General features: G+C 49.5%; 25 protein-coding genes. 13 read left to right on the plus strand and 12 right to left on the minus strand.

Going from position 1 to position 20,936, the window contains the following annotated elements:
- Window positions 1-297 precede the first annotated feature (297 nt).
- The 6 genes from F4Z13_04315 to F4Z13_04340 all read left to right on the plus strand — a co-directional run bounded on the left by F4Z13_04315 (window position 298) and on the right by F4Z13_04340 (window position 4,538).
- Entirely contained in the window at window positions 298-1,632 is a 1,335-nt protein-coding gene (locus F4Z13_04315) for a signal recognition particle protein (protein MXZ48461.1), read from the plus strand.
- Between the two features lie 43 nt (window positions 1,633-1,675).
- On the plus strand, window positions 1,676-1,909 hold the full coding sequence (gene rpsP, locus F4Z13_04320) for a 30S ribosomal protein S16 (protein ID MXZ48462.1): 234 nt from the start codon (window positions 1,676-1,678) through the stop codon (window positions 1,907-1,909).
- A 61-nt stretch (window positions 1,910-1,970) separates the two neighbouring features.
- Window positions 1,971-2,210 (plus strand): KH domain-containing protein, encoded by a 240-nt coding sequence (locus F4Z13_04325; protein ID MXZ48463.1) that lies wholly within the window; start codon window positions 1,971-1,973, stop codon window positions 2,208-2,210.
- Window positions 2,207-2,746 carry a 16S rRNA processing protein RimM gene (gene rimM, locus F4Z13_04330; GenBank protein MXZ48464.1) on the plus strand — a complete coding sequence of 180 codons (540 nt, stop codon included), beginning with the start codon at window positions 2,207-2,209 and terminating at the stop codon, window positions 2,744-2,746. The genes F4Z13_04325 and rimM overlap by 4 nt, the downstream gene beginning before the upstream one ends.
- 16 nt (window positions 2,747-2,762) lie before the next feature.
- Window positions 2,763-4,061: a tRNA (guanosine(37)-N1)-methyltransferase TrmD gene (trmD, locus tag F4Z13_04335; GenBank protein MXZ48465.1), complete on the plus strand. Its 1,299-nt coding sequence runs from the start codon at window positions 2,763-2,765 to the stop codon at window positions 4,059-4,061.
- A gap of 132 nt (window positions 4,062-4,193) precedes the next feature.
- Window positions 4,194-4,538 (plus strand): 50S ribosomal protein L19, encoded by a 345-nt coding sequence (locus tag F4Z13_04340; protein MXZ48466.1) that lies wholly within the window; start codon window positions 4,194-4,196, stop codon window positions 4,536-4,538.
- 8 nt (window positions 4,539-4,546) lie between these two features.
- On the opposite strand, the gene F4Z13_04345 is transcribed toward F4Z13_04340, so the two are convergent.
- The 7 genes from F4Z13_04345 to tolQ all read right to left on the minus strand — a co-directional run bounded on the left by F4Z13_04345 (window position 4,547) and on the right by tolQ (window position 10,240).
- A complete protein-coding gene (locus F4Z13_04345; protein ID MXZ48467.1) occupies window positions 4,547-5,278 on the minus strand; it encodes a CDP-alcohol phosphatidyltransferase family protein in 732 nt (243 codons plus the stop codon).
- A gap of 70 nt (window positions 5,279-5,348) precedes the next feature.
- On the minus strand, window positions 5,349-5,876 hold the full coding sequence (locus tag F4Z13_04350) for an SPOR domain-containing protein (protein MXZ48468.1): 528 nt from the start codon (window positions 5,874-5,876) through the stop codon (window positions 5,349-5,351).
- Between the two features lies 1 nt (window position 5,877).
- On the minus strand, window positions 5,878-7,551 hold the full coding sequence (locus F4Z13_04355; protein MXZ48469.1) for an arginine--tRNA ligase: 1,674 nt from the start codon (window positions 7,549-7,551) through the stop codon (window positions 5,878-5,880).
- A gap of 18 nt (window positions 7,552-7,569) precedes the next feature.
- Window positions 7,570-8,184, minus strand: coding sequence for a histidine phosphatase family protein (locus F4Z13_04360; GenBank protein ID MXZ48470.1), 615 nt, complete (start codon window positions 8,182-8,184; stop codon window positions 7,570-7,572).
- Between the two features lie 5 nt (window positions 8,185-8,189).
- Window positions 8,190-9,047: a TonB family protein gene (locus F4Z13_04365; protein MXZ48471.1), complete on the minus strand. Its 858-nt coding sequence runs from the start codon at window positions 9,045-9,047 to the stop codon at window positions 8,190-8,192.
- Between the two features lie 16 nt (window positions 9,048-9,063).
- A complete protein-coding gene (tolR, locus tag F4Z13_04370; protein ID MXZ48472.1) occupies window positions 9,064-9,507 on the minus strand; it encodes a protein TolR in 444 nt (147 codons plus the stop codon).
- Window positions 9,508-9,523: 16 nt separating this feature from the next.
- A complete protein-coding gene (gene tolQ, locus F4Z13_04375) occupies window positions 9,524-10,240 on the minus strand; it encodes a protein TolQ (GenBank protein MXZ48473.1) in 717 nt (238 codons plus the stop codon).
- Window positions 10,241-10,495: 255 nt separating this feature from the next.
- Between tolQ and F4Z13_04380 the strand changes: the two genes are divergently transcribed.
- Complete coding sequence (locus tag F4Z13_04380) at window positions 10,496-10,942, plus strand: hypothetical protein (protein ID MXZ48474.1); 447 nt, start codon at window positions 10,496-10,498, stop codon at window positions 10,940-10,942.
- Between the two features lie 23 nt (window positions 10,943-10,965).
- Here F4Z13_04380 and ruvB read toward each other — a convergent pair whose 3' ends face one another.
- The 4 genes from ruvB to F4Z13_04400 are packed head-to-tail and all read right to left on the minus strand — an operon-like array spanning window position 10,966 to window position 13,865.
- Entirely contained in the window at window positions 10,966-11,991 is a 1,026-nt protein-coding gene (gene ruvB, locus F4Z13_04385) for a Holliday junction branch migration DNA helicase RuvB (GenBank protein ID MXZ48475.1), read from the minus strand.
- The gene (gene ruvA / locus F4Z13_04390; GenBank protein MXZ48476.1) at window positions 11,992-12,576 is read right to left on the minus strand and encodes a Holliday junction branch migration protein RuvA; all 585 of its coding nucleotides are present in this window, start codon (window positions 12,574-12,576) and stop codon (window positions 11,992-11,994) included.
- Entirely contained in the window at window positions 12,560-13,126 is a 567-nt protein-coding gene (gene ruvC / locus F4Z13_04395) for a crossover junction endodeoxyribonuclease RuvC (GenBank protein ID MXZ48477.1), read from the minus strand. The genes ruvA and ruvC overlap by 17 nt, the downstream gene beginning before the upstream one ends.
- Entirely contained in the window at window positions 13,119-13,865 is a 747-nt protein-coding gene (locus tag F4Z13_04400) for a YebC/PmpR family DNA-binding transcriptional regulator (protein MXZ48478.1), read from the minus strand. Before F4Z13_04400 ends, ruvC begins: the two co-directional genes overlap by 8 nt.
- 459 nt (window positions 13,866-14,324) lie before the next feature.
- On the opposite strand from F4Z13_04400, the gene rho reads away from it, so the two are divergent.
- Complete coding sequence (rho, locus tag F4Z13_04405) at window positions 14,325-15,650, plus strand: transcription termination factor Rho (GenBank protein MXZ48479.1); 1,326 nt, start codon at window positions 14,325-14,327, stop codon at window positions 15,648-15,650.
- A 209-nt stretch (window positions 15,651-15,859) separates the two neighbouring features.
- On the opposite strand, the gene F4Z13_04410 is transcribed toward rho, so the two are convergent.
- Window positions 15,860-16,333 (minus strand): transposase, encoded by a 474-nt coding sequence (locus F4Z13_04410; GenBank protein MXZ48480.1) that lies wholly within the window; start codon window positions 16,331-16,333, stop codon window positions 15,860-15,862.
- A gap of 115 nt (window positions 16,334-16,448) precedes the next feature.
- Here F4Z13_04410 and F4Z13_04415 point away from each other — a divergent pair, with 115 nt between their 5' ends.
- From F4Z13_04415 to rsfS, 5 genes are read left to right on the plus strand one after another with little or no spacing between them, the layout of a single operon-like run.
- On the plus strand, window positions 16,449-17,168 hold the full coding sequence (locus tag F4Z13_04415) for a chlorite dismutase family protein (GenBank protein ID MXZ48481.1): 720 nt from the start codon (window positions 16,449-16,451) through the stop codon (window positions 17,166-17,168).
- Window positions 17,165-18,577 (plus strand): signal recognition particle-docking protein FtsY, encoded by a 1,413-nt coding sequence (gene ftsY, locus F4Z13_04420; protein MXZ48482.1) that lies wholly within the window; start codon window positions 17,165-17,167, stop codon window positions 18,575-18,577. The genes F4Z13_04415 and ftsY overlap by 4 nt, the downstream gene beginning before the upstream one ends.
- 8 nt (window positions 18,578-18,585) lie before the next feature.
- A complete protein-coding gene (gene ribD, locus F4Z13_04425; GenBank protein ID MXZ48483.1) occupies window positions 18,586-19,692 on the plus strand; it encodes a bifunctional diaminohydroxyphosphoribosylaminopyrimidine deaminase/5-amino-6-(5-phosphoribosylamino)uracil reductase RibD in 1,107 nt (368 codons plus the stop codon).
- Complete coding sequence (locus tag F4Z13_04430; protein MXZ48484.1) at window positions 19,689-20,354, plus strand: nicotinate-nucleotide adenylyltransferase; 666 nt, start codon at window positions 19,689-19,691, stop codon at window positions 20,352-20,354. The genes ribD and F4Z13_04430 overlap by 4 nt, the downstream gene beginning before the upstream one ends.
- On the plus strand, window positions 20,351-20,722 hold the full coding sequence (gene rsfS / locus F4Z13_04435) for a ribosome silencing factor (GenBank protein MXZ48485.1): 372 nt from the start codon (window positions 20,351-20,353) through the stop codon (window positions 20,720-20,722). Before F4Z13_04430 ends, rsfS begins: the two co-directional genes overlap by 4 nt.
- Window positions 20,723-20,936: the final 214 nt, after the last annotated feature.

The following is a 20,936-nucleotide window of genomic DNA, read 5'->3' on the forward strand; positions in this document are numbered from 1 at the left end:
CCTCCTCCCCCTCCTCCCCCTCCGCAGCCATACAAAGGAAAAAGCCCCAGAGCAAGGGCAAGGATGTAAACACGCAGAAACCTGCCGCTCATATTTCATCACCTCCATGAGTCAATTTTGCTAATACGATAATCTACCCCCCCCCTAGTCAAGTCAAGTGAACTTTGCCACTGTGTCAGTGCAGGCTCTCGAATCCCTTATTGCCTTAATTGCGGAAAGATTGTATTTCTTAATTCCGGTATTATATAAATTGCAGTCGTGACCCTCAGGATCTTGGAACCAGAGCTCAGCGAAGCGATGTTTGAAGGAATCTCGAAAAAACTCGGCACCACCCTCAAGAGAATAGGGGGCTACGGAAAACTCAGCGAAAAGAACATAGAGGACGCACTTCGCGAAGTGCGTCTCAGCCTTCTTGAAGCGGATGTCAATTTCAGGGTGGTCCGCCAGTTCACCGAGCTTGTCAAGGAAAGAGCACTGGGCCGGGAAGTCGAAAAGAGTCTCAACCCGGGACAGCAGTTCGTAAAGATAGTCAAAGAAGAACTTACCGGCATTCTGGGGCTGGAAAACGAACCTCTGAATCTGAGCGTCGCGCCGCCCGTGATAATAATGCTGGTTGGGCTTCAGGGTTCGGGAAAAACCACCACGGCGTCGAAGCTTGCCAAGTTTCTCAAGGAACGCTATGGCAAGACCCCGCTTCTGGTTCCCGCCGATATCTACCGTCCTGCCGCGATAGAGCAGCTCAAGGTGCTCGGAGAAAAAATAGACGTAAGCGTCTACGATACCGTGGCCGGTTCTGACCCCGTGGACGTGTGCGCGGATGCGGTCTCTGCCTCGGCGAAACATGGGGCGGACGCGGTGATCATAGACACGGCCGGACGCCTTCATCTTGACCGCGAGCTAATGGATGAACTGGGAAGCATAAAGAAGAAGGTAAATCCCCATGAAATCCTCCTTGTTGCCGACTCGATGACGGGACAGGATGCCGTGAACGTTTCGCAGAGTTTTGATGACGCCGTTGATCTCGACGGCGTAATTCTCACGAAGATGGATGCGGACGCGAGAGGAGGGGCGGCCCTTTCGATAAAGGCCACCACCGGCAAGCCTATAAAGTTTTTCGGAACGGGAGAGAAAGCCGACGCACTTGAGGTTTTTCACCCCGAGAGAATAGCTTCGAGAATCTTGGGAATGGGAGATGTCCTCAGCCTCATAGAAAAGGCGGAGGATGCCTTTGAAGAGGAAAGAACGAAAAAACTCGCGGAGAGAATATCGAAAAAGCAGTTCTCCCTCGAAGATTACAGGGAATCGATACTGGCCATGAGCAAGCTCGGCTCAATAGAAAGCATAGCCCACATGGTCCCGGGGATGAAAAAGGTTACCGATAACCCTGAAGCGATAGCGAAGGCGGAGGATGAGATAAAAAAGAGCCTTGCGATAATCAATTCCATGACGATGTCCGAAAGAAGGAATCATGCTATTCTAAACGGCAGTCGCAGAAAAAGAATCGCCAAGGGAAGCGGAACTACAGTGCCTGATGTGAACCGCATGGTAAAAAACTACATACAGATGCGAAACATGATGAAAAACATGGGGAAAATGGGTAAACTAGCAAAAAGAATGACGAAATTCAGATGACGGGAACATATCTTTAACCCCGACTTCAGGAGGTAACAGTAGTTTGGTCAAGATAAGATTGAGCAGGATGGGATCTAAGAAGAGGCCGTTTTACAGGATAGTCGCTGCGGATGTCCGTTCCCCGCGCGACGGAAAGTTTCTTGAAATACTGGGACATTACGACCCGCGGAAAAAACCTCACGAACTCAAGGTAGACATGGAAAGAGTGAAAGCGTGGATTGATAACGGCGCCAAGGCAACCAACAGGGTAAGCAAGCTCATATCGCAGGTTACGTAGCACATTTTCTTCCACGTGAAAATTCATACACAAAGATTATAGTTTCAGGAGGGATGCTCCTATGAGTCAGCTCAAAGAGTTTGTCGAATTCATGGCTAAATCCATTGTCGACAACCCCGAGGAGGTTCAGGTGACAGAGGTGGCGGGCGAGAAAACTACGGTTATTGAGCTTAGAGTAGCCTCCGAAGACTTGGGGAAGGTAATCGGAAAACAGGGGAGAACCGCAAAGGCGATTCGCAGCATATTGAGCGCCTCGGCCGCAAAAATGAAAAAACGCGCCGTCCTGGAGATCCTTGAATAGCATTGCCGGAAAGCGCGAAACAAACCCTTGTTCTCTACGGGAAGATAACCAAAAGACATGGTCTTTACGGTGAAGTGAAAGTGTTCGCCTTCGGCGGGCATCCCGAAACCCTCTCCGGGGTAGGAAAAATCTATGTAGAAATTCCCGATCAGGAAGAACCCCGAAGATTCACTCTGTCCCAGATAAAAATCCAGAAAAACGTCGCAATTGTTAAGCTAAAGGACATCGATACCCCCGAGGCTGCCGACGCACTTAAGAATCTCCATGTTCTGCTCGAAAAAAACGATTTACACCCCCCGGGAGAAGATGAATATTACTGGACTGACCTCATCGGGCTTCGGGTCCGCACCTCCCACGGAGATAATATTGGAGAGGTAAGGGATCTTATCGATACGGGTGGACACGACATTCTCGTGATAAAAAGTCCGGAACAGGGGCGGGAATTCCTGGTTCCGTTTGTCAAAAGGTTCGTGACCGCGGTGGACCTTGACGGTTCGATGATCACCGTGGAACCAGTAGAGGGGCTCCTCGAGTAATTCCGGTGATACTGCGATGAAGTTTGACATAGTGACAATCTTTCCCGGTTTTTTTGATTCCGTTTTTTCATTCGGAGTAATAAGCAGGGCCGTTGAAAACAAGGCCGTGGAGATAAACGTCCACGACCTGAGAACTTATTCAGCGGAGAAGCATGGAAAAACTGATGATACTCCGTACGGAGGGGGGAGCGGAATGCTTATGACCCCGGGACCGATAGGGAATGCCATCGGTCGTATAAGAGAAAAGGGGCTTCGCTCCGCCGTAATTCTGACGACTCCCAAGGGAGAGGAATTTGATGACCGCAAGGCGCAAGAACTTTGCGGGTTTGAGCAGCTGATAATCCTCTGCGGTCGGTACGAAGGTGTGGATGACAGGGTGAGCGAACTATACGTTGATATGAAGATATCAACCGGGAAATACATAAATTCCGGGGGAGAATACGCATGTTCCCTGATAGTGGATGCCGTATCAAGATACCTTCCAGGGGTTCTCGGAAACACTGAGTCTCTTTCCTCTGAGTCTCTTACAAACGGGCTTCTTGAGTATCCTCAGTATACGAAGCCGCGAACATACAGAGGAAAGAAAGTCCCCGAACTGCTTCTTTCAGGGGACCACGAGAAAATAAGGAAATGGAGGAGGCAGGAGAGCATAAAAAGTACTTTCATCCACAACCCCGCTTCCCTTGACGACGCCCAACTTTCCAAGGAAGAAGACGCTTTCCTAAAGGAACTCAAGGTCGGCAATTCTCCGGATTTTAGGGTTTACATAGCCCTTGTGCATTACCCGGCGTATAATAACCGTCTTGAAGTCATCTCGACTGCATTTAAGAGCATAGACGCGCACGACATATCAAGGGACGCCACTACATACGGAGTCAAAAAATTCTATCTGATAAACCCTGTCGAAGAGCAGCGCCGCCTTGCGGGCAGACTCGTCGATCACTGGATCGAGGGAGAGGGAAGGAGTTTTAACGAGACCAAAAGCAAGGCTTTCGGGATCATAACCATAATGAGTACTATTGAGGAGGCCGTCGAGCAGATAGAGGAAATCGAAGGGAAAAAACCGAAGATAGTGGTTACTGACGCCCGCTTTTCAGACGACATGACTGGCTACCGGGTGCTTCGGGAAAAAATATTCGAAAACACGGAGCCTTTTCTGATTCTTTTCGGTACGGGATGGGGACTCACGCTTGAGACAATAAAAGCAGCTGACTACGTGCTGAAACCCATAAGCGGCTATAGTGAATTCAACCATCTTTCGGTGAGAAGTGCGGCCGCCATAGTGCTTGACAGACTGCTTTCCTGCGGAGTCTGATCCGCTGAAACCGGCTGGGACGGATGTCTCGGGAAGCTTCCTGAAGCAACCGAAAAAAAGCCCTTTTAATATTTTGACAATCCCCATGAGGTTCTGTATATTCAACATCCCGCGAAAAGGAAAATTGATAAAATGGGAATTATAGCAGAAATTGAAAAAAAGCACCTGAGAACGGACCTGCCGGAATTTCGAGCTGGGGACACGGTATCGGTCCACTACAACATCAAGGAAGGTGAAAGGAGAAGGATCCAGGTTTTTGAAGGTACCGTGATAGCCAGAAAGGGTTCGGGCTTCAGGGAAACTTTCACGGTCAGGAAGGTTTCCTACGGTATAGGTGTCGAGAGAATCTTTCCCCTGCATTCCCCCCTTATAGGGAAAATAGAAGTAAAAAGAAAAGGCCGTGTGAGAAGAGCCAAGCTTTACTACCTAAGAGGCCTTTCAAAAAAAGCCAGCAGAATAAGGGAGAGAACCTCCTAGTCCGCGACTCATCCAGTCCCGTCAGTCCCGCCGTTTTCGGCTTTCTCCATCTTGCTCATTACGTGAACCATTCTCTGTATTGAGGTGTAGAAGGAAAAGACGAAGAGAATGAGGATTGAAAGCTTCAGAAGGTAATCCCTGTTTCCAAGCCCCATAAGAAAGGTAACTATGTTGCCAAGGAAGTTAAACGTCGAGAGGACCCCCAAGTAAACTACTCTCTCGGCTCTCTGCATTATTCCCACTTCGCAGTCGATTCCAAGCCCCTCGGCCCTGGCCCTTGTGTAGCTGACCATCATGGAACAGCTGACTATGAGGAAGACGATATAAACGAAAAAAGTGTCTCTGAAAAAGCTCAGAAGACCCAAGTAGATAAGAACTTCTGAGTACCTGTCCACGCAGGAGTCAAAAAAAGCTCCTCTGGGTGAATTAAGGCCTTGGGCTCGTGCCACCCTTCCATCGAAAATGTCAAAAGTCGAGCCGGCCAGCAGCAGAACTCCAGCTATGAAGATCATGCCCAGATGGAAAAACCACCCCGCAAGTGCGGAAACTATCAGGGTGGTAATGGTGAGTACGTTGGGGCGAAACTCCCTTTCTATAAGAAAGTCCTCTATGGGTTTCATAAGAAAGACCCACCAGGACTTGATCCCGCCTGAGAGAAGTTTGCTAGAGTCCGGTTTTCTCCCGGTTTTAGACCTCTCGTCAGCTTCCTCGGAGCTAGGTTTTGACCAGCCGTTTTCCATAAAAAGATAATACCCTGTAATTTCCTCTGTAGTCTATTGGGGTAGACGACGTATGGCTGTCCTCTGTCGTTCAGTCGTTAACAGTTACGTAGAACTTGAAATCCCTTTCTTTTCCCTTTATTTCGTTTCCGTATTCCCGTGCCTGTTCCTTGGATTGAAAGGTTCCTATCCTCACTCTGTAGAAAGTTGTGATTTCAGAAGGCGAGTACTCCCTTATAAAAGCAGGATATCCCTTGTCTTTGTAGAATCTCACGGTTCGGTTAGCGACTTTTTTGCTCAGGAAAGAGCTGACCTGAATGGTGTATTTATGGTCAGGATTGATCATCGCCGACAGGTACTTGTCACGGGCGGATGTGTCTTTTTCATCCGGAGTAGCGGCCAGTTCTTCCGCTTCGTCGCTTGGGGTTTTCTCTTGCGAGACAAACGAAAACAGTTTTTCCAGCAGTCCGGGAGATTTCTCCGCCGAGATAGGCTCGTCCGCAGGGATGAATTTTTTCCCCACCACGACTCCCAAGGAAAACACCATTGTGAAAACAATGAGAAAAACTAGGGAAAGCCGTAGAATCCGGGGATTTTTTTCTTTTTTCTCTTCAGCCATTTTACATGCTTCTGGGGGCGTTTATTCCGAGAAGACCGAGACCGTTTTCTATTACCACCTGTACGTAGCGTGCTAGGCAGAGTCTCGCGGAGGCCATGTCGGTGTTCTCCGAGTCCAGAATTCTCGTCTTATTGTAATAAAAATGGAACTCGGCCGCCAATTCCTGAAGATAATAAACCACTTTGTGCGGGGAAAGCGATTCGGCCGCCGAACGGACTACCTCGGGGAATCTGAGAAGTATTTTCATTATGTTTCGTTCCTCGTCGTTTGAAAGGAGATTAAGATGCTCCTCCGAGGCGCTAATCCCCGCTTCCTCTGAGTTCCTCATCAGACTTGAAATTCTGGCGTTTGCGTACTGAACGTAGTAAACGGGATTTTCGCTGGACTCCTTTTTCGCCAGGGAAAGATCAAAATCAAGGTGGCTGTCGGAGCTTCTCATGAGCAAGAAGAATCTCGTGGCGTCACACCCAACCTCGCGGAGCACTTCGCGGAGGGTAACGAAATCTCCCGTTCTTTTCGACATCGGAACTTCCACCCCCTCTCTTACGAGCCTTACGAACTGTATAAGGAGCACATGCAGGGAAGATTCATCAAGGCCGAGAGCCTTCATAGAGGACTTAAGACGCAATACGTGGCTGTGGTGATCGGCTCCCCAGACGTTTATTAACTTGGAAAATCCTCTTGAATATTTATCCATGTGGTAGGCTATGTCGGATAGAAAGTAAGTCGGAGCACCGTCTTTTTTTATTATTACCCAGTCCTTGCCGTCCCCGTACAGGGAAGCCTTGAACCAGAGTGCCTGTTCCTTTCTTTCAACTGTCCCAAGATCCTCGAGTTTGGCAAGAGTCTTGTCCAGTTTTCTTTCTTCAGAACCGCGACCGTGTATTTCGATTCTCTCGCTGTACCAGTTGTCAAAATTCACCCTCAGGTCCAGAAGGTCAGTTTTTATTTCCTCAAGAAGCCTTGAGTAAGCAAACTCCCTGCAGAACTCGATAGCTTCCGATTCATCCCCGGGCACTTGAGGGCATTCTTCCGATTTTTTTATTTCCCCGGCGAGTTCTGAGATGTACTCGCCGTGATAGCCGTCTTCCGGAAGCTCTCTTGCGAGTCCGCAGGACCGTGCGAGAGCCGAGTATACCGACTCGCCGAGCATATCCATCTGCCTGCCCGCGTCATTTATGTAGAATTCTCTGATTACTTCGTATCCGCAAAAGGAAAGCATTCTGCACACCGAGTCTCCGACAACGGCGTTTCGGGCGTGGCCGAAATGAAGATAGCCCGTAGGATTGGCGCTTACAAATTCAACTATCACTCTCTGCCCGGAGCCCTCGCGTGAGGCTCCGTACTTTTCGCCGAGACGAAGAATCTCTCTAAGTTGTGATTCGAACAGGGTTTCGTTAACGAAAAAATTTATGAATCCCGGCCCCGCAATATCAAGCCTTTCTATGAAACCGTGCTGGCGCTGCTCTATGGCCTCGACTATTTCTTGCGCGACTTCACGGGGATTTTTGCCCTTCATGCTTCCTATAACAAGCGCCGCATTCGTGGAGAAATCACCGAATTCCTTTTTTTTCGGTACCGATACCTCGAACTCTGTCTCGTTTCCCATCGGGCTTCCGGGTAACGCGAGCGAATCCACGGACTCTTTTATGATTTTCAGTATTTCGTCCTTCATGAGTTTTTGCTGCCTGACTTACTCGACGGGAAGGCCCAGGTGATCGATATCGTTAAAGGATATTATAACGAACCTGCCGTCGTATACTTCAACAACGCTTTTTGAGGCTTCATCTACTATGTAATCGCGCAATTTTTTAAGGGAGCTTCCGGTAAAACTGCAAAACAGTGTCCCTATGACCATGTTGTGGCTTACGACCACTATGTTCTGCGATTCGAAGCGGCTTTTGATATCTACTATGGCGTCAAGAGCCCTTTGCTGAACGCCTTTTAATGACTCTCCGCCTGGTAACTGCAGGGTTTCCGGGTCTTTGCGCCAGTGTTCAAGCACGTCGGGATACTTCTCCCTTATATAGGAGAAATCAAGCCCCTCAAAAATTCCCTGATCCATCTCCCGAAGATCATCCCTCATATCAATGTCAATTGAGTGGTACGCGGCGATTTTCGCTGCCGTCGTCTTCGCCCTTACAAGGTTGCTCGAGTATATGCGGTCGATACTCTCGTCCTTAAGAGAGAAAGCCACTTTCTCCGCCTGTTCTATTCCGGCGGGGTTAAGCGGAACATCACTTATCCCCTGACATCTTCCGGTCTCGTTCCAGTCTGTTTTTCCGTGTCTTACGAGTATCAGCCGCATGGGAATCACTTTTTGCTTTCACAGGAGATGACAAAGAAATCCGATTTTATCCTTTCTCTCAACTCACTTGGCGGAGGGGGAAGCGGCGAAGCGTCGTTTACGGCCTTTATACAGTAAGAATCGAACTTAAGGTTTCCGGAGCTTCTTTCTATTCCCACATTGTAGACCTCGCCGGTTTCTTTCATGTAAAAATTTACCTGAGCCGCGAGAAGGATACCGGAATCTATGTTAAGTGGCAGTACCAGGCTTCTCTGTATCCGTTTCGATATTGTTCTGTAATAGACGTCAAGCACAAGTGAGATGACTCCCGGGGCGGATTCTTTGGAAGCCGGTTCGACAGACGCTTGTTCGGCACTTTTCTTGATGTCGCTTAGAACGGATTCCTTTTTGATGTTCCTGATCACTTCTTTTTTCTCGGATTCAAGAGCTTTTTTCTCGGCGACCGCTTCTTCCTTTTCCGTTTCGGGTTCTGTGCGCGGTGGCGTCTCTTCGCTTGCTGCAGCAGGTTCTTTCGGCTTCTCGTCTGGTTTTGTTTGCGGCGTAGGGGGATCCGGGCTTTTTTCTTTTTTCGCCGTCACCGGGTCCGCTTTTTTCTTTTTCTGAGGAGGTTTTACTTGTTCCTTGGCAGGTTTTTTGATTTTCTTTGCGCTTTTCTCCGGTTTCTTGGGACGGCTGGGAGCCTTAACAACTGATTTTTTCTTGCTGGCGCGCGGAACTTGGGTCGAGAGTGACACTTCTATTGATTGCTCGGGGGAAACTTGCCCGTGCCTCCCGACCCCAAGAGCAAGCAGACAGACAATCAGCAGATGAAGACCCAGGGAAATAAAAAGCCCTTTGCGAAAATTATTCTTTTCTCCCTTCATCTTTTTACATGTCCGCTTATTTGTCCTTTATGTTTTTTGATTCCGTGATCAGGCTTAGCTTTTCAACACCGGTTTTCTTTATCTCGTCTATGACCTTTACCACGAATCCGTATTTGACTGATTTATCCGCTCTGAGAAAAACCCGTCCGCTCTCGGGCGTGGTTCCCTCGGCCGCCATTAATTTACCGAGAGCTGTGGCGATTTCTGAAAGGGAGTAGCTAGTGTCTTCGAGAAATATATTTCCGGACCCGGTTACGGTCACAGTTATCTGTTTCTGGTTTTTGACCGGGATTTTAGAAGATGCCGTTTGCGGAAGGTTTACCCTGATTCCCTGATAAAGTATTGGGGTGGTGACCATGAAAATAACTAAAAGAACCAGCATTACGTCAACAAAGGGAGTGACGTTTATCTCTGAGAGGACTGACCTGCGCCAGCCGGTGTTGAATTTTCCCGCTGCCATGAGGCGAAATTCCCCGCTACCTGTTTAGATACCTTTCCGCCGTGTTAAGAAATCCGGCACAGAAATGCTCCATTTCCACCTCCATGGCCCTTACCCGGTTGACAAAGTAGTTGTAAGCTATTGTGGCGGGGATGGCGGCCGCAAGACCGATAGCGGTTGCTATAAGAGCCTCCGCGATTCCTGGAGCCACGACCTCAAGCGAGGGGACCCCTTTGCTTCCCGCAAGTCCTATAAAGGAGTTCATAATGCCCCACACGGTTCCGAACAACCCTATGAACGGAGCTGAACTGCCGGTGGTTGCGAGGAAAACCAAGGACTTTTCCAGCTTTGAAGCTTCTTTGGTCATCGCCCTGTTAAGCGCCCTTTCCACCAGGTCTACAGATTCGGAACGGGAAGAAATGTCTCCGGATTCCTTAGGATCGAGTTCTCCCCGGCTTTTCTTCTTCTCCGTTTTCACCACTTCCGCGTAGCCTGCCCTGAACAACTCCGCAACCGGGCCACCTACTTTCTCCGAGAAGGAGAGAAGTGCCCTCATGTCTTCGTTTGAATGATAAAGGTTGAGAAACGCGGTTGATTTCTTGGAAGAACTTCTTAGAAGACGAAATTTTGTGTAGATAATCGCCCAGGAAAAAACTGACATGAAAACTAAAAGCAGAAGCACGGCCTTGACCACAGGCCCGGTGCTTACAAGCAGCATTAATATGTTGTTTGTTCCTTCCGTGAACAGATTCATAAAGGGTGCTTAGGCGAAATTCGAAAATTCCGGTTCCGTCGGTAAATTTCTCAAGCCATGTCGCGGGCGGCAGGCGGCCGGATAACCAGATGCCGTGCGAAAAGATAACTGCTGATAAAAATCAGACAGAAAACCTTAACTAAACTATTTTACCCGTTTTGGGGAATTAAACATAACTTTGCTGTCAGGTAGAATTGGAAGACCGTGCGGGGTTTGCGAACATCCGTGAATAATCCGCTCAATGGAGGGATCAAAATGTCAAGAAAGCACTGTTTTTCAGCTATCTTCATCCTGATTTTTTCCCTCGTGACTGCCGCGGCAGTTCACGCGGAGGAGGACAGATACACGATTGTGGTGGAAGAAAGTTTCTATACTGTAGCGCCAGAGAACCGCGAGGAGTTTCTCAGGGTATACAGAACTCGTCTTTTTCCTTTCTGGCAGGAAATGAAAAAGATGGGTATCACCGCTGACGATTACAGGATGTATTCACAGAGAATACATACCATAAAGCCGCTTTGGACCTACAAAACCGTGGTAAAATTCAAGAACTACGCGGCGATAGACAGGTGGCTTGAGGTGAGGGATGAGGTATACGGAAAACTGTTTCCCGGGGAGAAAGGTTACAAGGAACCGAGAAAAATAATAGACTCCATTTCCGGGAATCACTGGGATGAATTCATAAGGGAAATCCCCCTTGACTGAATGTTTTCAGGTTTTTGCGTGGATCAGAGAAGTTTTGGCTGACCTTCACTCGGGCTGAGTCCCAAATGTCTGTAGGCGAGTTTCGTAGCCTTTCTTCCCCTAGGGGTTTTTTCTACTAGCCCCTCTCTTATCAGGAAGGGTTCGTAGACGTTTTCTATTGTGTCCTTGTCCTCGCTCACCGCGGCTGAGATAGTGTCTATTCCTACGGGACCCCCTCCGAATTTTTCGATTATGGAGATAAGTATCGCCCTGTCGAGGTTATCAAGACCCCTTGAATCTATCTCAAGCATCGAAAGGGCGTCCCTGACCACGATTTCGGTTATCCGCCCGTCCGATTTCATCTGGGAGTAGTCCCTTACTCTCTTAAGAAGCCTGTTGGCTATTCTGGGGGTTCCTCTTGCCCTCGAGGTCATCTCGCGGGCCCCTTCGTCTGTTATCTCGACCCCAAGAATGCCGGAGGATCTTTTTACTATGCTTGAGAGCTCTTCTGTACTGTAGTAGTCAAGCCTGAGTTCAACCCCGAAACGGGAACGAAACGGGGAAGTGAGAAGCCCTGTTCTGGTTGTTGCTCCTATTAGGGTGAACCTGTTAAGGTTTATTTTCACCGATCTTGCCGTTGGGCCTTCTCCTATCATGAGGTCAATTTTGAAATCCTCCATAGCGGAATAAAGATATTCTTCTACGACCCTGTTTATCCTGTGTATTTCATCGACGAAAAGCACGTCCTTTTCGTCGAGATTGGTAAGCATGGAAGCGAGATCTCCCGTTCTTTCGAGAACGGGCCCCGAGGTAAGGTGCAGCCCCACGCCGAGTTCATTTGCGAATATGTGGGCGAGAGTGGTTTTTCCAAGTCCTGGGGGACCGGAGAGAAGGACATGGTCTAGGGCTTCGCCTCTTGCCTTGGCGGCACCGATGAATATGGCGACCTGTTCCTTAACGTTCGGTTGCCCGATAAAGTCCCGAAGAAAAGCAGGACGGAGATTTACGTCCGTAAGCTCGTCTGTTTCCGTGTATTCGGGCGAAACGGTTTTTCTTGTGTTCTGTGACATTTAGTTTCTTATCACCTTAAGAGAATCCCGAAGCACATTCTCTATGGAACCCGAGACCTCAATGATTTTTTTGATCTCGGGGGTTTTCTTTTTCACCTCGGCCCTCGTGTAACCTAAGTTAAGTAGCGCGGAAATCGTGTCGTTAAGCATGGTGTTCGATATCGAGGACTCTTCGTCCGCCGCAAGGTCATCAAGCTTGTCCTTAAGCTCGTTTACTATCTTGGTAGCGGTTTTGGTGCCGATGCCACGGATTTTTTTCTGCGCCAAGTCCCCGCTTACTATGGATCTTACAAGCTCTGAGGTGGAAATGTTCGAAAGCACGTTCGTGGCCGCTTTCGGTCCTATGCCGGAAACGCCGATGAGTTTTTCAAAGAGTTTTTTCTCCGCTTCGGTGAGAAACCCGAACAATTCAATGCTGTTTTCCCTCTGGCTTGTATGTATTTTGAGTTCAACTTCCTCTCCCACGGCTCCGAGATCATAGTAAGTCGAAAGTGGAACGGTAACGCCGTAACCGACCCCGTTTACGTCAATGACTACGGTCCCGATTTCCTTACAAGCGATTGCGCCTCTAAGCAGATAGATCATTTACGGTGAATCTCTTTTTCCTGCGCCGGTTTCCCGCACTGCCAATAGTGCCGTCCGGCAGTCCGTATTTTGAAAGACTTAAGTGGCAGATCGCAATCGCGAGTGCGTCTGACTCGTCTGTGCTTTGAAATTCGCTGACTCCGAGCATGTAGGAAAGCATTTTCTGCATCTCTTCCTTGCCTGCTCTTCCTCTGCCGGTCAGGGCGAGCTTTACTCTGGTGGGTGCGTACTCGCTTACCGGGATTCCTCTCTGCGCCGCCGCCAGGATCGCTATGCCCCTAGACTGGCCGAGTTTTATGGCGCTTCTCGCATTCTTAGCGAAAAACATCTCCTCGATTGATACGACCGAGGGAGCGTAATCGTCAATTACCCTCAGGATCCCGACATAGATATCATTCAGTCTTTCAGAAGCGGAGTTTCCGGGCACAGGGGTGATTGTTCCACTGGTTACGTAGCTTAACCGGTTTCCTGCGCCGTCCACGATTCCGTAGCCGCAGGATCTTGATCCGGGGTCAATTCCCATGACCCTGGTGTCGGAAATTTTATCCAATTGCCTCGAGTAACTGCTCGTCTATATCGAAGTTGGCGTACACGTTCTGGACATCGTCGCTGTCTTCAAGCGCTTCCATCAATCTTATCATGTGTTCGGCGTCCCGGCCCTCGATTCTAACGTTTGTCTGCGGTATCATGGTGACTTCGGCCGATTCGTACTGTATTCCGGCGTCGGAGACCGCTCTCTTTACGGTTTCATAGTTCTCTGTGGGTGCTATAACCACGATATCGCTGTCCTCGGTGCACACGTCGTCAGCCCCCGCGTCTATTACCAGATCGAAAAGAGCATCCTCATCAACCGAGTCTTCGGCAAACGCGATTCTTCCCTTAAGATCGAACATCCACGCAACGCAGCCGTTCTCCCCGAGCCCTCCGCCGTGTTTGGTGAATATTCTTCTTATTTCAGAGACGGTTCTGTTTCTGTTATCGGTAAGGGTCTTTACGTATACGGCGCTTCCGCCGGGTCCGTACCCTTCGTAAAATATCTCGTTGTAGACTACTCCCTCGATGTCCCCGGTGCCCCGTTTTATGGCCCTTTCTATCGTGTCGTTGGGCATGTTGGCACCCTTCGCAGTTGCTACAGCGGTGCGAAGACGCGGATTGGATTCCGGATCGCCTCCTCCTTCCTTAGCGGCGACCGTAAGCTCCCTGATAAGCTTGGTGAATATCTTTCCCCTCTTGGCGTCAACTGCGGCTTTTCTGTGTTTTATATTCGCCCATTTGGAATGACCCGCCATCTTAGCTCACCCCCTTGTTTCTCCGTTTCTGCATATTCTCGCGTAAAGTATAACCGAAAATCCCCTCAAATTGCCACAGCGCTTCGGAAACTTCCCTATACGTGCGGGGAGCGCTGCTGAGACCAAAACATCTTGACATTTTTCCTCATTGTGTGTATTTACTAAAAGTAGTTTCAGCCGCATGGTACTAGGTGTTAAATACGCTTGTCAGGCAGGAACGGGATTCTCATGGAAAAGCGGTGTGGATTTTCTGCGGATCAGACTTTTCTCTTGGCAAGTTCGATTTTAGATATTGACAAGCTTGTTACGCGGCAATACTATTAACTATATCGGTTGTACTGATTTTTCATTTCGAACTCTTAACGCGCGAGATTGTCGCATTCCTGACACTTCAAAAGATTTCGATTATTTTTTGAACCAAAAAATTTAACAATGCCTTAGTTCAAGGAGTTTTACCGTATGGCAAAAGTTTCTAAAGCGGAAGCTGCGGATGCTGTCCAGAAAAAGGGAGAGCAGAAAAACGGAAACGGCAAGCTGCTTTACCTGAACGATCTCAGAGCGAAAAAGCCCTCGGACCTGATAAAACTTAGCAGGCAGGCCGGCATTGAAGATACCGCCAGAATGGCGAAGCAGGACCTTATCTATTCCCTGCTCAAGGCACAGAGTGAAAGCCATGGTTCCATAATAGCCGAAGGGGTGCTTGAAATCCTGGCCGAAGGTTATGGTTTTCTGAGGTCTCCCAAATACAGCTATCTGCCTAGTCCGGACGACATATACGTTTCGAAATCCCAGATAAGATCTTTCAGCCTGAAAACCGGGGACACGATAAAAGGCCTTGTGAGGCTCCCGAGAGAAGGGGAAAAGAACCTGGCCCTTCTCAAAATAGAGGAGGCAAACTACGACTCTCCGGAGATATGCAGGCAGAGAACGCCTTTTGAGGGACTCGTTCCCCTTCACCCGGAAGAGAAAATAGATCTTGAATATGAGAAAGACGAATTCTGCTCGAGGGTGATGAATCTTTTCGTGCCCGTGGGGAAGGGGCAAAGAGCCGTGATAGTGGCTCCTCCCCGCACTGGCAAGACCATAATAATCCAGAGAATAGCCAATGCGATAACCGAGAATCACCCCGAAATTGAGCTTTTCGTTCTGCTCATAGATGAGCGCCCGGAGGAGGTCACCGACATGCAGAGGTCGGTCAAGGGGGAAGTCGTGAGTTCGACTTTCGATGAACCGGCGCAAAGGCACATACAGGTTGCCGACATGGTGATCGAGAAGGCTAAAAGATATGTCGAGCACGGAAAGGATGTCGTTATCTTGCTCGACAGCCTTACCAGGCTTGCAAGAGCGAGCAACACGGTGACTCCCGCAAGCGGGAAAGTGCTCTCCGGAGGAATAGAGGCAAACGCTCTTCAGCGACCCAAGAGATTTTTCGGGGCGGCGAGAAACACGGAGGAGGGAGGAAGCCTTACCATAATAGCTACCGCCCTTATAGATACCGGGAGCCGCATGGACGAGGTTATCTTTGAGGAGTTTAAGGGAACGGGAAACATGGAAGTGTATCTTGACCGTCGCCTTGCGGAGAGGAGGGTGTTTCCTGCCATAGATCTTCAGAGATCGGGAACCAGAAAGGAAGAGCTTCTTATTGCGGAGTCCGAGCTTAACCGCATATGGCTTCTTCGAAAAATCCTCAATCCGATGAACACCACCGAAGCAATGGAGTTTCTCCTCGACAAGCTCCGGGGAACTAAAAGCAATACGGACTTTCTGAACATGATGCACCAGTAAGACCACCTGGTGCCTGAACCGGCTCAGAAGAACCGCGATACTTCCACATAAGTTTTCTTTTATTTGTGCATTCCTTCCTGAAGATAATGCCGGACATTAAAAAGTGGAATTTCTGAAAGGAAAGTTCTGAGTCTCACTTTACAATCGGCTTGTTGTTGATTTCGAAGTGTATCTACTTGAGAGGGGAAGGGTGGTGATCTGCCCTTTTTCTATCTTTTGCCTGCGTCGGCTTTTTGTCTTACCCTGCGTATTCTGGGTTCGGCAATATTGCCTTTGCTCACCGTTAAGCCGCATTCTGATAAGCACTCCCCGGTGAGACGGAGCAGCCCTTCGGTTATTTGGTGCCTCAGCAGAAAGTGGCGGAACTTGCAAATAGTAGTCTCGTCCGGAATCCTCTGCATTGACACACCGGCAAAGCGGCGCATGGACTCAGTGTCATAAAGGCTTTCTTCCATTGCCGGGTCCGACAAGCCGTACCATTGCTGCATCAGATAAATTCGCAGCATAACCTTGGCCGGAACGGGTCGGCGCCCTTTACGCGACTTCGGGTATTTGCTTAGTATGGGTTCAAGCAGTAGTTCCCACGGTAAAATCTCGTCCATTTTTTCAAGGAACCGCTGTTTACGGGTTACTTTCTTTTTGTTTTTGTAAGCTAAATCGGAAAAACTGGGCTTATTCGGCATTACCCCCGTCCTCACTTCTCTATAATACTATACCACAGCGGCTCGATTGAGATTTATCGCATTGAGTTAGGCCCTTAAATCATAGATACTTAACCCCTAAGTCCGGTGATGAAATATGAGCAAACCCACAGACAATCAGCTTGACTTAAGCGAGAAAGGAAGGGGAGGCGAGTCTCTTGACAGAAGGCTTTTCATGCAGTTTCTGGGTTTCGGGGGTATTGATCCGGTGCTTGAATCCCTTTTGGTTCGGGATCTTGAGAACTCTTCCTTAGCGGCGGTTCTTTATTCGGACGTAAATGATTACAAAGGCGCAGGCCTTTTGACCATGAGCGAGACTCCCGAATTTTTCGTCACGGAACTCAGGCAATTTCTCTCTGACTCCTCTTTTGCCACACTTAAGCCGAAGCCTGAGTACACGATGCTCGGAAGGACGTACTCGCTTGGTTATGAAAAGGAACTCGAAAGAACCCTGATTTCGGGCCCGAAGCAGAAAATCTTTGACCCGGAACTTGTCTGGGCCATATGGTATCCGCTCAGGAGGGCTAAGGCCTTTGAAACTCTCCCTTACGAGGAGCAAAGAGCTGTTCTCGGGGAACACGGCAAGGTAGGGTTTCAGTTCGGGGATGCGGGATACGCAAAGGACATCCGTCTTGCGAGCCACGGTCTTGACAAAAATGACAATGATTTCGTGATAGGAATTCTGGGCAGAGATCTCTATCCTCTTTCCGCGCTGGTGGAGAGGATGAGAAAGACGCAGCAGACTTCAAGGCACCTTGAAAGCCTAGGACCGTTTTTTATCGGCAAAAAACTGTTTTCAACCGGACAGGCCATATGAAAGAGGCTACTGAACTTCTATCAGGGCTTGGAACCCATATTGATCTGGAGATTGCGATTCCGGTCGCTATAGCAGTCGCCGTACTTGCGGCGGTTTATTTTCTTTTCAGGAAGAAAGAAGTTGCGCCGGAGACCGTGGCGCAGCAGCAGCCCGAGGCCGTTTCCGCTGAACCTGAAGAGGTGGAGCCACCGCCCGAACCCCCCGCTCCGGAAGCCGCACCCGGGCAAGTTGTCGAGACTGCGCCTGAACCGCAGTTTACCGCGCCCGAACCTGTAGCTGTGGAAGAAGATATTGTGACGCCGCCTGCGGATTCCGTACCTGTTGCTGAACCGATCGAGGTTTCCGAAGAGCCGATTTCCCCTGAAGAAACTGAAGCTGAACCCGAAGAACCGAAAGCCGAAGAGGAACCGGAGGAAACCAAGGTTCCCGAAGAGCCGGAGGAGGAAGTTGTTGCGGAAGAAAAAGAAGATGATACGGAAGGGGATTTCTTCTCGAGACTCAGCTTCGGACTTTCCAAAACTCGCAGGGGGATTCTTCAGAATCTTGAGCATGTTTTTTCATCCGGGAAGATTGATGACGCAGCCTGGGATGAGTTCGAGGAGGTACTCATAATGTCGGATATGGGAGTTGCGACCACTGCGAAGCTGCGAGAGAAAGTCTCATCTGCTGTTGGGGTAGGGGATGGTGGAGACATGGAGAAAATAAAAAGCCTTCTTGAAAAAGAGATCCTCGACATTCTAAGGGGAGTTGAGAGTCCGGTGGTTGAGCTTTCCGCCAAACCGACGGTTTTCATGGTGGCGGGAGTTAACGGCGTCGGGAAAACTACTTCCATAGGAAAAATCGCCAACAGGTTCACACGGGAAGAAAAAAAGGTAATGGTAGCCGCCGCCGACACATTCAGGGCGGCTGCGGTTGAGCAGCTCGGGGTGTGGGCGGAACGGGTGGGAAGCGATTTTCTTCGTGGCCAGACCGGGGCGGACCCCTCCGCCGTAGCTTACGATGCGGTAAAGGCGTCAGTTTCAAGGGGTATTGACTTGCTTATAATAGATACCGCCGGGCGGGTTCACACGAAAACGGGGCTTATGGACGAACTCAAGAAGCTGAGGAGAGTGGTAGCACGTGAACTCGAGGGAGCCCCCCATGAAACTCTCCTTGTCGTTGATGCAACTACTGGGCAGAATGCCGTGGAGCAGGCTAGGGTTTTTGGCGAGGCAATCGGGGTGACCGGTATAGTGCTTACTAAGCTCGACGGGACCGCCAAGGGGGGAATAATAGTGGCAATAGCGGAACAGTTAGGTCTTCCTGTGAAATATATAGGAGTTGGGGAGGGTCTCGGGGACCTGCGGGAATTTGACGCCGAACAGTTCACAAGGGCGCTTTTCACATCGGACAAGGAGGCTTTGCACTAGGTTTTTTGATGTCCGCTCGAGATGACAGGGAATTTATGAAAAAGGCCCTGAGGCTTGCCCTCAGGGGAGAAGGGTGCACCAGTCCCAATCCCATGGTCGGTGCTGTCTGCGTAGTTGGGGGACGGATTGTGGGCAGCGGCTACCATAAAAAAGCTGGGTCCCCGCATGCGGAAATAGAAGCATTCTTAGATGCCGCCAAAAAAGGAATTTCTCTTAAGGGTGCCACGCTCTACGTGACGCTTGAACCCTGCTGTCATACCGAAAAGCTTACTCCTCCATGTACCGACGCCATAATAGCCTCGGGCATATCGGATGTTGTTGTGGGAGCCATTGATCCTAACCCGAAAGTAAGCGGAGAAGGGGTGGCCAAGCTCCGCAAAAACGGGATAGCAGTAAGAACAGGCGTGCTTGAGAGGGAATGCGCGGAAATAAACGAGTTTTTCAACAGGCACGTCGTTTCGGGGCTTCCCTTCGTAATCTTAAAATCCGCCTCGACCATTGACGGCAAGATAGCTTCCGTAACAGGTGATTCCAAGTGGATAGGGAGCCTGAGGCAGAGAAAAATGGCCCATCGTCTCAGAAAGAAGGTGGACGCAGTAATTGTCGGGATAAACACGGTGCTTACGGATGATCCGGGACTTGACGTTCGACTCGTTAGGGGAAACGTGCGGCAGCCGGTTCCGGTGATTATGGATTCAAAGCTTCGTATTCCACCCGAAGCGAAGATTTTCAGCACTCACCCACGCTCCATAATAGCCACTACGGAGAGGCCGGGAAAGCTTAAGGAAAAGAAGTTTCGTGAACTTGGTGCCGAGATCCTGAGATTAAAATCCGATTCAGCGGGCCGTGTGTCTGCAGCGGACCTTCTTAATGAACTCGGGTCCATGGGAATGTGCGGAGTTCTGGTTGAAGGTGGAAGCAGGGTGGGAGCCTGTTTTCTCCGTGAGGGCCTGGTTGACAAGGTAGTTTTCTTTTACTCGCCAAAGATTATAGGAGGTGACGGGATGAGTATGATCGGGGACCTTGGAAAGCAATCGATTGAGGAAGCGATCAATATCAAGAATATTAAGGTCAGAAGGTTCGGCGATGAAATGATGATAGAGGGTTACATATGAGGGTAGGGCTTATGGGCGGCTCGTTCGACCCTGTGCATGCGGGTCACCTGAGAGCCGCCGAGGAGATAAGCGAAAAACTGAAGCTTGACGAGGTGGTCTTCATTCCGACTCTTGTCTCTCCTCATAAAAGCTCAGAAACCATGGCCTCCCCCTCCCACAGGCTCAATATGCTTAACCTCTCAGTAAAGCGTAATCCCCGTTTCAGGGTTTCCGATATGGAACTCCGCAGGGAACCTCCTTCCTACACTATCGATACCCTCAGGACGCTTAACGAAAGCAATCCGCAAAACCAGCATTATTTTATAATGGGTTGCGAACTTTTTGCGGAAATAGACATGTGGAAAGATTTCTCGGAGCTTTTTAACTACTCAAGCTTCGTTGTTCTTCGCCGACCCGGTTACGACTTTGCTGATTCCGCTAGTCCAATTCCTCTTGCCCTCGAAAATGACTTTCGATATTCTTATAATGACAGGAGTATGGACGTTTTTGCTCACAAAAGCTCAAATGAGCTGTTTTTCGTAAATATCGCCGGTATAAGGGTTTCTTCGACCGAGGTCAGGGAACTTGCGCGCCGGGGCAACTCCCTCAGGTATCTGGTCGCGCGGGAAGTGGAGGGATACATAGCGGAAAACGGCCTATACCAGCTGGAGGAAAAACCATAGAGCCCAAGGAAAAAGCCTTGTTTGTCGCCCGCGCCGCCCGGGAGAAGAAGGCGGAGGACCCCGTAATTCTGGAAATTAGGGAAAAAAGCGACGTGGCGGATTATTTCGTTGTGTGCAGCGCGAACTCCGACAGGGGAGTGCGGACCATAGTGGAGAGCGTTGAACGGGAACTTAAAAAACACGGAGTAAAAATATTCGGGACCGAAGGTATCTCCGAAGGCCGATGGGTGCTGCTTGACCTCGTGGACGTGGTTCTCCACGTGTTCTACCGGCCCGTCCGGGAGTTCTACGACATTGAGGGGCTGTGGATCGATACCCCGAGGGTGGACCTGCCATTCCTTAAGGAAGGCAGATCCGAGGTTGTCTGACACCGCTCGGCGTGTTCTTAGCGGGCGATTCTTTCTCTTCTTCTGACGAAAGTTGGTATGTCTAGGTCTTCCTCTATATCGGGACTGTACGGCTGTTCCGAAATTATATCGGTCACCCTTTTATCGATATAATTTTCTACCCCGGTCGCGACCACGGTGATTTTCCTGACTTCGGCACATTCGTGTTGTAAGTAGCTGGAATTACACGCACGGG

It is taken from the genome of Candidatus Dadabacteria bacterium (assembly GCA_009837205.1).
Taxonomy (GTDB): Bacteria; Desulfobacterota_D; UBA1144; order Nemesobacterales; family Nemesobacteraceae; genus Nemesobacter.